At 67.8% G+C, this 14,132-nt stretch carries 11 protein-coding genes; 4 read left to right on the forward strand and 7 right to left on the reverse strand.

What is annotated here, in order from left to right:
* The 6 genes from mrdA to WAQ08_RS08970 all read right to left on the reverse strand — a co-directional run.
* On the reverse strand, nt 1-2,007 hold a 2,007-nt coding region (gene mrdA / locus WAQ08_RS08945), incomplete at its 3' end, for a penicillin-binding protein 2 (protein WP_422191071.1).
* A 141-nt stretch (nt 2,008-2,148) separates the two neighbouring features.
* The gene (locus WAQ08_RS08950; RefSeq protein ID WP_422191073.1) at nt 2,149-3,864 is read right to left on the reverse strand and encodes a ShlB/FhaC/HecB family hemolysin secretion/activation protein; all 1,716 of its coding nucleotides are present in this window, start codon (nt 3,862-3,864) and stop codon (nt 2,149-2,151) included.
* A gap of 72 nt (nt 3,865-3,936) precedes the next feature.
* Complete coding sequence (locus WAQ08_RS08955; protein WP_422191075.1) at nt 3,937-5,928, reverse strand: YDG domain-containing protein; 1,992 nt, start codon at nt 5,926-5,928, stop codon at nt 3,937-3,939.
* 233 nt (nt 5,929-6,161) lie between these two features.
* Nucleotides 6,162-6,683 (reverse strand): rod shape-determining protein MreD, encoded by a 522-nt coding sequence (gene mreD / locus WAQ08_RS08960; protein WP_422191077.1) that lies wholly within the window; start codon nt 6,681-6,683, stop codon nt 6,162-6,164.
* Nucleotides 6,680-7,654, reverse strand: coding sequence for a rod shape-determining protein MreC (gene mreC / locus WAQ08_RS08965; protein WP_422191079.1), 975 nt, complete (start codon nt 7,652-7,654; stop codon nt 6,680-6,682). The genes mreD and mreC overlap by 4 nt, the downstream gene beginning before the upstream one ends.
* Before the next feature lie 38 nt (nt 7,655-7,692).
* The gene (locus WAQ08_RS08970; RefSeq protein ID WP_125241316.1) at nt 7,693-8,736 is read right to left on the reverse strand and encodes a rod shape-determining protein; all 1,044 of its coding nucleotides are present in this window, start codon (nt 8,734-8,736) and stop codon (nt 7,693-7,695) included.
* 444 nt (nt 8,737-9,180) lie between these two features.
* Here WAQ08_RS08970 and WAQ08_RS08975 point away from each other — a divergent pair, with 444 nt between their 5' ends.
* From WAQ08_RS08975 to gatB, 4 genes are all read left to right on the forward strand, one after another.
* The gene (locus WAQ08_RS08975) at nt 9,181-9,762 is read left to right on the forward strand and encodes a hypothetical protein (protein WP_422191081.1); all 582 of its coding nucleotides are present in this window, start codon (nt 9,181-9,183) and stop codon (nt 9,760-9,762) included.
* A 174-nt stretch (nt 9,763-9,936) separates the two neighbouring features.
* Nucleotides 9,937-10,251 (forward strand): Asp-tRNA(Asn)/Glu-tRNA(Gln) amidotransferase subunit GatC, encoded by a 315-nt coding sequence (gatC, locus tag WAQ08_RS08980; RefSeq protein ID WP_422191083.1) that lies wholly within the window; start codon nt 9,937-9,939, stop codon nt 10,249-10,251.
* 8 nt (nt 10,252-10,259) lie between these two features.
* Complete coding sequence (gene gatA / locus WAQ08_RS08985; RefSeq protein WP_422191085.1) at nt 10,260-11,774, forward strand: Asp-tRNA(Asn)/Glu-tRNA(Gln) amidotransferase subunit GatA; 1,515 nt, start codon at nt 10,260-10,262, stop codon at nt 11,772-11,774.
* Between the two features lie 19 nt (nt 11,775-11,793).
* Complete coding sequence (gatB, locus tag WAQ08_RS08990; protein ID WP_422191087.1) at nt 11,794-13,290, forward strand: Asp-tRNA(Asn)/Glu-tRNA(Gln) amidotransferase subunit GatB; 1,497 nt, start codon at nt 11,794-11,796, stop codon at nt 13,288-13,290.
* A 55-nt stretch (nt 13,291-13,345) separates the two neighbouring features.
* Here gatB and WAQ08_RS08995 read toward each other — a convergent pair whose 3' ends face one another.
* Nucleotides 13,346-14,101, reverse strand: coding sequence for a DUF4124 domain-containing protein (locus WAQ08_RS08995; RefSeq protein WP_422191089.1), 756 nt, complete (start codon nt 14,099-14,101; stop codon nt 13,346-13,348).
* Nucleotides 14,102-14,132: the final 31 nt, after the last annotated feature.

The following is a 14,132-nucleotide window of genomic DNA, read 5'->3' on the forward strand; positions in this document are numbered from 1 at the left end:
AGCTGCAGAAGCCGCCGGTTGCGGCCCGCTCACCGGCGTGTCCATCGCGAAGGCATCACGGCCGCGCGGCAGCGGCACCTCGCTGGCCTTGCGCGGCGTGCCGATGGGCGCGCCGGCCTTGCCCTGCTGCACCGCTGCAATGTCTTCCTCGCTGGGGTAGACGTCAGCCAGCAGGTAGTCCAGCACACGCCGGGCGATGGGCGCGGCGGCGGCGGCACCGAAGCCGGAGTTCTCGACGATCAGCGCCAGCGCCACCCGGGGCGACTCGGCCGGGGCAAAGGCCTCGTACAACGAGTGGTCGCGGCGGTACTCGTCCATGTTGGAGGCACGGTAGCGTTCGTTCTGCTTGAGCGTGACGGCCTGCGCCGTGCCCGTTTTGCCACCACTGGTATAGGCCGCGCCAGCGAACACGCGTGAGGACGTCCCCACCTGGGCCACCGCCGACATGGCCGAGCGGATCAGCTCGGCGTGCTCGGGCTTGATCGGCACGGGCGCCAGCGGGTGGCCAGAGACCTCGCTGCGGTGGCGCTGCACCACATCCTCGATCTCGCGCACCACCCGGGGCTGGAAGCGCTGGCCATTCGACACCATCGTGGACAGCGCCGAGGCGATCTGCAGCATCGTGAAGGTGTTGTAGCCCTGGCCGATGCCCAGCGAGATGGTTTCGCCCGCGTACCACTTCTTCTGCTCGGGGCGGCGGTAGGCCTTGCGTTTCCACTCGGTGGACGGCAGGATGCCCGTGACCTCGCCCTTGAGGTCGATGCCCGTGAGGCGCCCGAAGCCCAGCGGCTCCATCTGGTCGTGGATCGTGTCCACGCCCAGCTCATTGGCCAGCGAATAGAAGTAGACGTTGCTCGATTCGGTGATGGCGCGGCGCATGTCCATGGCACCGCCGCGCTCGTTCTCGGGGCTGCGGAAGCGGTGGCCCCCGAACATGAACACCCCGTTGTCCATGATGATGGTGGACGGATGGCGCTTGCCGGTGTTCAGGGCCGCCAGCGCCATGAAGGGCTTGTAGGTGGAGCCTGGCGGGTAGGTGCCACGCAGCGCGCGGTTGAGCAGCGGCTTGTCGGGCGATTCGTTCAGGTCGCGCCAGCTTTCGGTGTCGATGCCGTCGACGAACAGGTTGGGATCGAAGGTGGGCTTGCTCACGAAGGCCAGCACCTCGCCGTTGCGCGGATCGATCGCCACCAGCGCGCCACGGCGGTTGCCGTAGAGCTTCTCGATCAGGTCCTGCAGCTTGATGTCGATCGACAGCGTGAGCGTGTTGCCCGGTGTGGCCGGGTTGGAGCGCAGGCGCCGCACGGCGCGGCCGCCGGCACTGGTCTCGACCTCTTCGAAACCGGTGATGCCATGCAGATCCTTCTCGTAGGCCTGCTCGATGCCCAGCTTGCCGATGTAGTCGGTGCCGCGGTAGTTGGCCTGCTCTTCCTCGGGCCACTCCTCGATCGCGGCCTTTTCTTTCTGGTTGATGCGGCCGATGTAGCCCAGCACATGGCTGGCGGCCTCGCCATAGCGGTAGTGGCGAAACAGGCGGGCCTGGATCTCCACACCCGGGAAGCGGTAGCGCTGCGCGGTGAAGCGGGCCACCTCTTCATCCGTCAGGCGGGTGCGGATGGGGATGGATTCGAAGCTCTTGGATTCTTCGCGCAGGCGCTTGAAGCGGCGGCGGTCGCGCTGCTGGATGTCGACCACATGGGACAGCGCGTCGATGGTGGCTTCCAGATCCTCCACCTTGGAGGGCGTGATCTCCAGCGTGTAGGCGGAGTAGTTGTTGGCCAGCACCACGCCGTTGCGGTCGACGATCAGGCCCCGGTTGGGCACGATGGGCACCACCGCGATGCGATTGTTCTCGGCCTGGGTGGCCAGCTCGTCGTGGCGGGCCACCTGCAGTACCAGCAGCCGCGCCACCAGGATGCCGAAACAGAACAGCACGAAGCCAGCCGCTGCCCACAAACGTGTGCGAAAACGGCTCAGTTCGACTTCGAGATTCTTGATTTCGGTCATGCGCGGGCCACGTCTCGGGTCCAACCCTCTATCGTAGCCCGGATCACCGGGCACACGACGGTGTCCCCGGGGTTTCAGACACCCATCGAGGCCAGAGGTTCAGGTGGCCGGCAGGGTTTCGTCACCCTGCCCCTCAACCGATCAGAAGCGCCAAATACCCTGCAGCCACCAGCGGGTGGCGGCATCCTGCTCGGATTTCACCTTCTCGCTGCCCAGGCGGCTGGCCACCATCAGCTTCAGGCCCACCGTCGGCAGCGGCGCCCAGGTGACGGACGCACCCACGCCGCTCAGGAAGCGCTCGTTGTCACCCGTGGTGTAGCGGTTCTTGTTGATGCGGATGCCGCCGGCATCGACGAAGCCGGCCAGCTGCACAGGGCGCAACGGGATGGTGTAGCGCACTTCGCCGGACAGGATGTAGCCCTCGTCGCCCGGGGTTTCGCCCTGCGGGTAGGCGCGCACGCCGGAGGCGCCGCCCAGCGAGAGCTTCTCGGAAGCATCCAGGTTCTTGGACGCGAACTGGGCATAGCCCGAGCCGAACAACGACCAGTTGCCGGACAGCGGCAGGGTGATGTTGCCCGTGGCGGCCAGCTTGGTGAAACTGCCTTCGGTGCGGGCGGTGGCGGCGTCGTTGCTGCGCACGGTGGGGGTGCGGATGTCCAGCTCGCCCTGGCTCAGCACCACGGCAGCGGCGTAGGTGGGCAGCACCAGCCCGTCGGTGGGCAGGTTGCCGTAGGCGTTCAGGGCCAGCGAGACGACCTGGCTGCCCTTGCGGGTGACGGCCGCGGGCGACACCGCCTCGATGCGGTCCTCGAAGGACTTGTCGTCATACGTCAGCGTGGCCAGCAGGTTGTGGTCCAGCGAGCGCTGGATGGGGTAGCTGGCGAAGACCGAGCTGATGCGCGACCAGCCCCGGGCGTCGAGCGCGTCGTACTCGCGAGCCAGCTGGTAGCGCAGTTGCGACCACGAAGCCCCCACGGTCAGGCCCGAGCCGCCCACGGGCACGCGGTAGCCCAGGCGCACATTGCCCAGACGCTCGTCGGTGGCCAGCGAGCGCAGTTGGAACTGGTCGCCCAGCCCCAGGGGGCTGTTGACGTTGACCGTGCTGGACAGGCGGTGGTAGCCGGTGTAGCGGTTGCCGTGGTTGTCCACATCGAGCTGGCCGGACACGCGGGGGCCGGGCTCGACCGCCACGGCCAAGTCGGTCTCGCCGACCTGCGCGCCAGGCTGCAGATTGACGGTGGCGCGGCTGATGCCTGGCGTATCGCCCAGCAGCAGCAGCTTGCGCTCCAGCGAGGGCTCGTGCACCACCTTGCCCTGGCTGACTTCGCCGCCCAGCATGGCCTGCACCTGCGCATCGCTCACCAGGGAGCTGTTGTTCACGCGGGATGAGCCCACACGGCCTTCGAGCACCAGGAACTCGACCACGCCATCGACGATGTCCTGCGCGGGCAGCACGGCATGCGCCACGGCGTAGCCGGCTTGTTCGTAGTGGTCGGTGATGCGCTGGGCCGCGGCCTGCAGATCGGCCAGGGTGACCTGCTTGCCCATCAGATCGCCCACCAGGCTGGTCAGCAGGTCATTGCTGAACACCGTGGCGCCGGTGACCTTGATGCCGCGCACCTGGATGCGCACCGACGAGGTCGAGAGCGCGGCCGGCGCGGGCTTGTTGAGCTGCACGGCCTCGGGATCGGCCGGGCGCGGCGTGGGCACCGTCGGGGGCTGCACCGAGCGCAGCACATCGCCCGCGCTGGGCGCCGCTTGCTGGGCCTGGACCGTAGCCGCCAGGCACAGCAGGGCCGCCATGCCGATCGCACCAGGGCGCAGGGCCCGCGTCATTGCCGAATCACGCTTCATCATTCGTGTTCCTGAAAAAGCAGAAGGTCACGGCCGGTGGGGCCGCGACCTGGATCTGGGAAGCCCCCGAGGGGCTCAGCGCAGGGTGGGCGGCGTGTTCACGCCACCATCGGTGACCCGCAGCGGGCTGCGGTCACTGCGTCGACGCGCCTTGATCTTCTTCGGGTCGTCCTCTTCGCCAGCGGCCGTCGGGGGCAGTTGTGCCAGCAGATCGCCCAATCCAGCCAAGTCCACGTTGAGCTGGGTGGGTACGTTACCACCGTTGTTGATCACCGAGCCCAGATCAGGCGTGTTGGTCGGCGGGTTCGGAGGAGGCGGGTTGGTGATGGCGCCCGAGGCGGTCACCAGCGTCACTTCGTAGTTGTTGCCGTTGTTGCCATCGTTGAGCACGTAGCCATTCACATTGAGCGTGCGGGCACCCACGGCGCTGCTGTCAAAGGCCTGGCTCAGGCTGGCGACGTTGTCGTTGGCGACCAGGCCGCTGACCTGCGGCGCGCCGGTCGAGCTGGTGGTGTTGTCGAAGGACTTGGTGTCGGACACCGCGCTCAGCGTGAGCTGGGCCCGGTCGATGTTGCTGGTGGTGTTGTCAACGTAGGTGACCTTGTAGTTGCCACCGTTGTTGCCGTCGTCCACGGTCACGCCGTCCACCGTCACGGTCTTGCCCGTGCCGGCGTTTTTGTTGGTGAACGCGAAGTTGCCGCCGGACACGCTGTCGCCCTGCACCAGGCCCGACAGCACCACGGCCGAGCCCAGCGCGCTGGTCGTGCCGTCATAGGTCTTGCTCACGTCGCCGCTGGTGACGGTGAGCTCTGCCTGGTGGATCGCGGCTGTCAGGGACTTGGGCAGCAGAATCTGACCACCTTCCGGCTGGATGATCGTCCCGCTCACGGTCACCGTGGCTTGCTCGTTCGCATTGCGCGACGTGAACTTGGCCTGCCCAAGCGTGAAGTCGAGGAAGAAAGCCGCCTGACCGAACGACGTCAGGTTCACCGCCACATTGGCCGCATCGGTACCGTCGTAGGTCTTGTCCTGGGCAGTGAGCCACTGGTCATTGGATGGAGCCGGTGCCGCATTGTTGGGGTCGCCCACGGTGTAGACCAGATGGCCGCCCGCATCCAGCTCGGCCGAGATGTGGCCCGAAGCCCCGGCACTGAGCTTGCCCGTGCTGGTGATCTCGCCCTTGCCACCCAGGGCGGTCAAACGGATCGAGCCGTCCGGGCCCTGGCTGACGCTGCCTGCCGATATCACGCCGCGGGCATTGACCACGGCCTGCTTGGTCGAGCGGGCGTCCATCACGATGGCGCCGCCGGCGGCGCTGAGCGAGCCCTTGCCGATGTTGGCCACTGACTTGGCGCGGGTCGTGTCGGTCGTCAGGCTGTAGGTGAAGGGGCTGCCATCGGCCGGCGTGAACTCCACGCGGTCGCCTGCCAGCAGGTAGATGCCGCCGCCCGGCGCCACGATGGTGCCGGAGTTGATGACCTTGTTGCCCACCAGCGCGACCATGCCGCCCTGTGTGGCCACGATGGAGCCGGCGTTATTGACCTCGGCCGTGCTGTTGTTGGCCTGGAGCACCAGGGCACCGGTCGCGGGGTTGAAGGACACCAGATCGTTCGTGCTGCCCAGGAAACCGCCCACGCTGACCTGTGCGCCCGCCCTCACCAGCACCCCGTCGGGGTTGAGGATGAAGACGTTGCCGTTGGCCTGCAGTTGGCCCAGGATCTCGGTGGCCACGCCGCCCTTGATCACATTGAGCGCCACGGCACTGGCCGAAGGCTGTATGAACTTCAGGGTTTCGCCGGCGGCCACACCCAGGGTCTGCCAGTCGATGCGCACGCCATGGCTGGTCTGCGTGACGGTGCTGGTGGCGCCATTGGTCGCCCGCGTCGCGCTGCCATCGACCACGTTGAAGCCGGTGCCAGCGGCCTGCGCGCCGGCCACGAGCAGCAGCGCGCTGGACACCGCCGCCGCCTTGCTGGCCGTGCGGGCACCGCAGGCGCGGGCCATCTCGGACACCGCAACGAAACCACCTGCGGCCTCACGCCAGATCAATCGGTAGACATGGTTCATGACAACAACCTCATCAAGACAACTTGGCCAGCGTCACCAGACACCGCCGCTTGAAGGGGGCTGCCAGATCACGCGTCAAAAAAATGCACTGTCAAGGGTCGCCGTGAGCGGCCCGAAACAAGATGGCAAATTTTTAACGCTTAGAAACAGTTGCGCAATCCCGGATTTGGTGGGGAATGCACCCCATTGGTTCGTGAATTCAGTCACGAATCGTCCGAATTCCTCGGCATAAATCAGAGGGGGCGGTTTTTGTCCCGATCCGGTGCACGCCGCTGGGGGGCCAGCAACAGCATGTGCGCCACAGGCCACAGGGCAGCTTCGAACAGGGGCGCCGCCAGCAGCCCCCAGCCCGGGAAGGTGGCGCCCGCCACCAGCCGCACCAGCAGGGCCACGGCGTGGGCCGCCACGAACAGCGGCAGGATCTGCACCGCCTGAGAACCCACCGTGAACCACAGCAGGCGGCGGTGCACGGTGATGGCGAAGAAGCTCAGCAGCGTATAGGCCAGGGCGTGCTGACCCAGCAGGGCGCCGTCGTGCACATCCATGAACAGGCCGAACACGAAGGCCGCGCCCACGCCCACACGCCGTGGCTGGTGCACGTTCCAGAACACGAGCACCACGGCCAGCACATCGGGCAGGGCCGGCACCCGGCCCACCGGCAGCAGGTTGAGCATCAGCGCCAGCAGCAGCGTGACCCAGATGAACACCGGGTTCACGGGCAACAGCAGTTGCGAGCCGCGCGGCATCATGGTCATGGCGCACGCCCCTCCTGCGGCGGGACCGCACTGGTGCCCGGCGCCGGCAGGGAGGCCAGGGACGCGCCCTGCCCTGCGTGCGCTGCCGAAGCCGCCGGGTCACTGGGGCGCGCCGGCAGTTGATCCTGCACAGGGTGCAGTACCAGCACGTGCTTGGGCGAATCGGGCTCGGCCATCGGTGTCAGCCAGATCCGTGCGAACGCCGAATCGGCGCGGCGGTCCACCTTGAGCACCTTGGCGACCGGCAAGCCGGCAGGGTAGATGCCGTCCAGGCCAGAGGTCAGCAGGTGATCGCCCTGCTGCACATCGGCATTGCCCGCCATGAAGCGCAGCTCCATGCCCTGCGCCTGCGGCATGCCGTAGGCCACGCCGCGCTGCTGCGTGCGCGCATTGAGCACGGGCACGGCGGCATCGCGGTCGGTCACCAGGGTGACCTCGGCCGTGAGCGGGTACACGCGGGTGACCTGGCCCAGCACGCCGGATTCGTCCAGCACGGGCGCGCCCAGCACCACGCCATGGCGCCCGCCCCGGTCGAGCACGACCTTGCGGGTGTAGGGATCAGGGGCGTCGTAGAGCACCTCGGCGGCCAGGGTCTGCACGTTGATGCGAGGGCGCAGCTCCAGCAGCTGGCGCAGGCGGGTGTTCTCGGCCTCCAGGCTGGCCACGCGCATCACGCGCTCGGCCTGGGCGGCCACGGCCTGCTCGGCCACGTTCTCGGCGCGGCGGGCCTCATCCAGGCCACGCAAGTAGTGGCCGGCCTGCTCCCAGCCATGCACCGGCGCCAGCAGCGATTGCTGGATGGGGTGCAGCACGGTGGCCAGCGCGGCGCGCAAGGGCTGCGTCACCTGGAAGCGCACATCGGCCACCATCATGAACACGGCCAGCGACGAGAAGAACAGCAGGCGTGTCAGCGCCGACGGCCCTTGCTTGAAGAAGGGCGGCGGGGTGCGGTCCAGCGTGCCCAGCGTCATGGTTCTTCTTCATCACACCGCCAGCGCGGCGAACGGCCTTATTCGGAGGTGAAGATGCTGCCCAGGCGGTCCATGCGCTCCAGCGCGATGCCGCAACCGCGCACCACGCAGGTCAGCGGGTCTTCGGCCACCAGCACGGGCAGGCCGGTCTCTTCGGCCAGCAGGCGGTCCAGATCGCGCAGCAACGCGCCGCCGCCGGTCAGCATCATGCCGCGCTCGGCGATGTCGGCGCCCAGTTCGGGCGGGGTCTGCTCCAGCGCGTTTTTCACGGCCGACACGATCTGGTTGAGCGGGTCGGTCAGGGCTTCGAGGATCTCGTTGCTGGAGATGGTGAAGCTGCGGGGCACGCCTTCCGACAGGTTGCGGCCCTTGACTTCCATTTCCTTGACCTCGGAGCCCGGGAAAGCGCTGCCGATGTGCTTCTTGATGGATTCGGCCGTGGGTTCGCCGATCAGCATGCCGTAGTTGCGGCGGATGTAGCTGATGATGGCCTCGTCGAACTTGTCGCCGCCGACGCGGACCGAGCCCTTGTAGACCATGCCGCCCAGCGAGATCACGCCCACCTCGGTGGTGCCGCCGCCGATGTCGACCACCATGGAGCCGGAGGCCTCGGAAACCGGCAGGCCCGCGCCGATGGCCGCGGCCATGGGTTCTTCGATCAAGTAGACCTCGGAGGCACCGGCGCCGAGGGCCGATTCGCGGATGGCGCGGCGCTCGACCTGGGTGGAGCCACAGGGCACACAGATGATGATCCGCGGGCTGGGCTTGAGCACCGAGCGCGGGTGGACCATCTTGATGAACTGCTTGAGCATCTGCTCGGTGACGGTGAAGTCGGCGATCACGCCGTCCTTCATCGGGCGAATGGCCTCGATGTTGCCGGGCACCTTGCCCAGCATGGCCTTGGCCTCGTGGCCCACGGCCTGGATGGATTTCTTGCCATTGGGCCCGCCTTCGTGGCGGATCGAGACGACCGAGGGTTCATCGAGCACGATGCCTTTGTCACGCACGAAGATCAGCGTGTTGGCGGTGCCCAGGTCGATGGCGAGGTCGGTGGAAAAGTAGCGGCGGAAGGTTCCGAACATGAATACGGCTCCGGCAACCGGGATCGATGCGGGTGGGGGCCTCTCGGGTGCAACCAAGCCCGAGGTCATCGGGCAGGCATCCGGGCTCACGGCCAACCGGCAGTCCACAGCAGCTGCGGGTGGTGATGGATAACAGATGATTTTCCCACAGATTGCAGAGCTCTCGTAAGCGCTTGCTAAGTACTTCTTGAGCGCGTTCAGCTTCTGGGCTCAGGCTCGTGCGGTGCGCGGCCTTCCGAACCTACCTCGATACGCGCTGCTGCCTCAACTCCGGGACGACGGGTTCCCCCATGTCCGAGCTACCCCTGAGCCAAGCCCGGCGGTAGTCCCGGCGGTAGTATCTGCAGCCACGCGCAATTGAGGGGTTGCCATCGGAAACCAGGCCGGCAGCCCTACCGCTGAGATAGGATTGAAACGAATCACACGAAGACGGTCGGGAGGACCATGAACAAGACGGCAGTTGTCTGCGCCATCGCGTGCGCACTCATTTCTTCGCTGGCTCGTGCGGAGACGACCTGGAGTTGGTCGTTCGCGCCCGACGTGCTCACCATCTCAGACGCATCGACCACTTCACTGTCGATCAACGTGCTGGTGAAAAACGCCCCGACCTCGACCGACTCGGTCAATCTGGGATCGTTCGTGCTGTCCGATGGTTCGCTACCGAACTTCGGGGTATTGCTCGACGCGCAATCGCGCCCTGTCCTGACGCTCACCGCGCGCCCACCCCAGGTGTCGAGCCTGGCCCCCGGCGAGCAGGCAACCATCACCGTGGCGACAGCCACCATTTCCTCGGTCGCTACCATCCAGGACGCCATCGCCAACGGCGCCACCTACCTCCTTGCCCCCAACTACTACGTCAACGTCGGAGGGAACTGGTCGAGCAGGATGGCCTCGCAACCCTTGCAGATTGTGTTTGCCCCGGTTCCAGAGCCCTCGTCATCCCTCCTGTTTGCTGCTGGCGCCTTGCCCCTGCTGGCAGCGCGGTACATCCGGCGAGGACAACAGAGGCGCGCAAGCCCGACTTGAGGCATGAGCCCCCCTCGGGCCTGCGCGAACATCCCGCCGCAACGCCTGGAATCCATGCACAGCCCGCCCCAGGCGGGCTTTTTGTCGTTCCGGGATAGGCGGGATAATGAGCAGGCTTTTCGCCCCCAGTCCAGGCCACCAACCTGGCGCTCACCCCTGACACGCTTGCACACCATGGCTTCGAACAACGCCACATTGACCCCCGAGGACATCGGCCGCATCGCTCAGCTGGCCCGCCTTGAGCTGAGTACCGACGAGCAGAACGCCATGCTCGCGCAGCTCAACGGCTTCTTCGGCATCGTCGAGCAGATGCGCGCCGTGGACACCTCCGGCGTCGAGCCCCTGTACACCCCCCTGTCGGCCATCGAGGACGTGCCCCTGCGCCTGCGCGAGGACGCCGTCACCGAGCCCGACCAGCGCGAGGCCAACATGGCCAACGCCCCCGCCCGCGACGGCGGCCTGTTCCTCGTGCCCAAGGTGATCGAATGAGTGCCCCCATGACACAAGCACCCCAAGACCTTCACGATCTGACCCTGGCCGAAGCTTCGGCCCGCCTGGCCGCCGGCCAGACCACCAGCGAGGCCCTGACCCGCCACGCACTGGCCCGCATCAAGCGCCACGCCGAGCTGGGCGCCTTCCTGCACGTCGACACCGAGGGCGCGCTGAACGCCGCCCGTGGGGCCGACGCCCGCCGTGCGGCCGGCCAGGCCCTCGGCCCGCTGGATGGCCTGCCCATCGCCCACAAGGACATCTTCGTGACGCAGGGCCAGCCGACCACGGCCGCCTCCAAGATGCTCAAAGGCTACCAGAGCCCCTTCGACGCCACCATCGTGGCCCGCCTGCACGCGGCCGGCATGGTCTCGGTGGGCAAGCTCAACTGCGACGAGTTCGCCATGGGCGGCGCCACCGAGAACTCGGCCTACGGCGTGGCCCGCAACCCCTGGGCGCTGGACCAGATCGCGGGCGGATCGTCCGGCGGCTCAGCGGTGGCCATCTCGGCCCGCCTGGTGGCCGCGGCCACCGGTTCAGACACCGGCGGCTCGATCCGCCAGCCGGCCGCGCTCACAGGCGTCACCGGCATCAAGCCCACCTATGGCCGCTGCTCGCGCTACGGCATGATCGCCTTCGCCTCCAGCCTGGACCAGGCCGGCCCGCTGGCCCGCACCGCCGAGGATTGCGCCCTGGTGCTGCAGGCCATGAGCGGCTTCGACGAGCGCGATGCCACCAGCGCCCAGCAACCCGTGCCCGACCTGGCCGCCGCGCTGCGCACACCGCGAGCCGGTGCCACGGCCGATCAGCCCTTGGCCGGCCTGCGCGTGGGCGTGCCCAAGGAATTCTTCGGCGAAGGCGTGAACCCCGATGTGCTGGCCGCCACGCGCGAGGCCCTGGCCCAGCTGCAAAAGCTCGGCGCCACGCTGGTGGATGTGAGCCTGCCGCGCACCGAGCTGTCCATCCCCGTGTACTACATCATCGCGCCGGCCGAGGCCTCGTCGAACCTGAGCCGCTTCGACGGCGTCAAGTTCGGCCACCGCGCCAAGCAGTACACCGACCTGGCCGACATGTACCGCAAGACCCGCGCCGAAGGCTTCGGGCCTGAAGTGAAGCGCCGGATCATGATCGGCACCTACGTGCTCTCGCACGGCTACTACGACGCCTACTACCTGCAGGCCCAGAAGCTGCGCCGCATGATCGCGGATGACTTCCAGGCCGCCTTCAAGGTGTGCGACGTGATCGCCGGTCCGGTGTCGCCCACGGTGGCACGCCCCATCGGCTCGCAGACAGACCCGCTGGCCGACTACCTGGCCGACATCTTCACCCTGCCCGCCAGCCTGGCCGGCCTGCCCGGCATGAGCGTGCCCGCCGGCTTCGGCGACCAGGGCCTGCCCGTGGGCCTGCAGCTGATCGGCAACTACTGGCAGGAGGCCGCGCTGCTGCACACCACGCACGCCTTCCAGCAGGCCACCGACTGGCACCTGCGCGCCCCGGCAGCCCTTGCCGCCCTCGACGCCTGATCACGACGACACCGACACCATGAGCACCAACCTGATCCGCGGCTTCGAGGTCGTCATCGGCCTGGAGACGCACGTCCAGCTGTCCACCGCGTCCAAGATCTTCTCGGGCGCCTCCACCCGCTTCGGCGCCGAGCCCAACACCCAGGCCTGCGCCGTCGATCTGGCCCTACCCGGCACGCTGCCCGTGATGAACACCGGCGCGGTCGACCGCGCCATCGCGCTGGGCCTGGCCGTGGGCGCCGTCGTGGCGCCGCGCTCGATCTTCGCGCGCAAGAACTACTTCTACCCCGACCTGCCCAAGGGCTACCAGATCAGCCAGTACGAGATCCCCGTGGTGCAAGGCGGCACCGTGGGCTTCTTCGTCGGCGAGCAGGCCCACACGGTGCGCCTGGTGCGCGCCCACCTGGAAGAAGACGCGGGCAAGTCGCTGCACGAGGACTTCGCCGGCTTCAACGGCGAGAAATCCAGCGGCATCGACCTGAACCGCGCCGGCACGCCGCTGCTGGAGGTGGTCACCGAGCCCGACATGCGCTCCAGCCCCGAGGCCGTGGCCTACGCGCGCGCCTTGCACACGCTGGTGGTGTGGCTGGGCATCTGCGACGGCAACATGCAGGAAGGCTCCTTCCGCTGCGACGCCAACGTGTCGGTGCGCCGCCCGGGCGCGCCCCTGGGCACGCGCCGCGAGATCAAGAACCTCAACAGCTTCAAGTTCCTGCAGCAGGCGATTGACGTCGAGATCCAGTGGCAGATCGACCAGCTCGAAGACGGCCTGCCCATCCAGCAGGCCACCGTGCTGTTCAACCCCGATGCCAACGGCGGCCGCGGCGAAACCCGCGCCATGCGCACCAAGGAAGATGCGCACGACTACCGCTACTTCCCCGACCCCGACTTGCCCCCGTTGGTGATCGCGCCCGAGTGGGTCGAACGCGTGAAGGCCACGATGCCCGAGCTGCCCGGCGTGATGGCCGCGCGCTTCGAGAAGGACTACGGCCTGCCGGCGTACGACGCGACGATGATGACGCAGTCTCGCGCCTTCGCCGAGTTCTTCGAGCAAGCCACCACGGCCAGCGGCGCGCCCAAGCTGGTGTCCAACTGGCTGATGGGCGAGGTCTCGCGCCGCCTGAACGCCAGCGAGCAAGGCATCGAATCCAGCCCGGTGAACGCCGAGCTGCTGGGCGCGCTGGTCAAGCGCATCAGCGATGGCACCCTGCCCAACAACGCCGCACGCCAGGTGTTCGAGGCGCTGTGGACGGGCGAGCAGGCAGGCGCTGCCAACGCGCTGGCCCGCGTGGATGCCATCATCGAGGCCAAGGACCTCAAGCCCATGGCCGACACCGGCGAGCTGGAGAAAATCCTGGACGATATCCTGGCGGCCAACGCCAAGTCGGTCGAGGAGTTCCGCGCTGGCAAGGAAAAGGCCTTCAACGCCCTGGTCGGTCAGGCCATGAAAGCCACCAAGGGCAAGGCCAACCCGGCCACCGTCAACGAGCTGCTCAAGAAGAAGCTCGCGGGCTGACACGGTAGCGCCGGGCGCCCTCGGGCCACCCGGCGTTGCCAGGGCGACCGGGCAGCTACTTGCGGGCTGCGCTCGGGGTCACGCTGACAGCCGCAGGTGCGGGGCCAGGCGCCGGCGCATCCGCCACCGAGCCCGGCTCGGCACCGGCCCACAGCTTCTTGAGCCGGGCCAGTTCCACGTCGTACAGGCCGTTGATGCGGCCCAGTTCCGCGCGATGGTTCTCAGTGATCTCTCGCTGCGCATCCTGCGACGCCGTGTTGTCTGCCAGTGACGAGCGCAGCTTGTAGGGCAAGGCCTTGCCCTTGTAGAACTCCGCGTCAGCCTCCAGCGGCTTGCGCTCGGCCTGCAGATCCTTGATGCGCTTCTCGGACGAGGCGATCGCGCCGCGCACATCGTCCAGCGCCGCCTCGCGCGCCTTGCGGTGCGCCGGCTCGCTAGGGAAACGGTTCAGCAGGTTGCGGTCACGGCGCACGGCATCCTTGTAGGCCGCATCGGCCAGGGCCTTCTGGCGGTCGGCCTCGTCCTGGACGGCGCGCTCCTTGGGGCTCATGCGCGGTGGCATCACGTTGCGCGACGAGCCGTCCTTGTTGAGCAGGCGCTGCTCACGGTCTAGACACTCCGGGATCGGGCGGTCCGAGGTGAGCCGGCGGCCACTGGCGTCCGTGCAGGAATAGATCGTCTTGGCCGCAGCCTGGGCCCCTTGCGGCCACAACAGCCCCGCCCCCGACAGCAGCCACCCGCCTGCCAGCACGACACCCCCTACCCAGGCCAGGGAGGGTTGGCGACGAACAACAGGAGAAGCAACGGTCATGCAGTCGGCTCCGGACGGATCAGGTGGGGTT

Source organism: Aquabacterium sp. (assembly GCF_049274795.1).
In the GTDB taxonomy this organism is placed as follows: domain Bacteria; phylum Pseudomonadota; class Gammaproteobacteria; order Burkholderiales; family Burkholderiaceae_C; genus Aquabacterium.

Excerpts from the sequence above, each read along its gene's own strand:
- gatA (WP_422191085.1), top strand. The coding sequence starts at position 10,260 with ATGACACAAGCACCCCAAGACCTTCACGATCTGACCCTGGCCGAAGCT.
- gatB (WP_422191087.1), top strand. The coding sequence starts at position 11,794 with ATGAGCACCAACCTGATCCGCGGCTTCGAGGTCGTCATCGGCCTGGAG.
- WAQ08_RS08975 (WP_422191081.1), top strand. The coding sequence starts at position 9,181 with ATGAACAAGACGGCAGTTGTCTGCGCCATCGCGTGCGCACTCATTTCT.
- WAQ08_RS08995 (WP_422191089.1), bottom strand. The coding sequence starts at position 14,101 with ATGACCGTTGCTTCTCCTGTTGTTCGTCGCCAACCCTCCCTGGCCTGG.
- WAQ08_RS08955 (WP_422191075.1), bottom strand. The coding sequence starts at position 5,928 with ATGAACCATGTCTACCGATTGATCTGGCGTGAGGCCGCAGGTGGTTTC.
- mreC (WP_422191079.1), bottom strand. The coding sequence starts at position 7,654 with ATGACGCTGGGCACGCTGGACCGCACCCCGCCGCCCTTCTTCAAGCAA.
- WAQ08_RS08950 (WP_422191073.1), bottom strand. The coding sequence starts at position 3,864 with ATGATGAAGCGTGATTCGGCAATGACGCGGGCCCTGCGCCCTGGTGCG.
- WAQ08_RS08970 (WP_125241316.1), bottom strand. The coding sequence starts at position 8,736 with ATGTTCGGAACCTTCCGCCGCTACTTTTCCACCGACCTCGCCATCGAC.
- mreD (WP_422191077.1), bottom strand. The coding sequence starts at position 6,683 with ATGACCATGATGCCGCGCGGCTCGCAACTGCTGTTGCCCGTGAACCCG.
- gatC (WP_422191083.1), top strand. The coding sequence starts at position 9,937 with ATGGCTTCGAACAACGCCACATTGACCCCCGAGGACATCGGCCGCATC.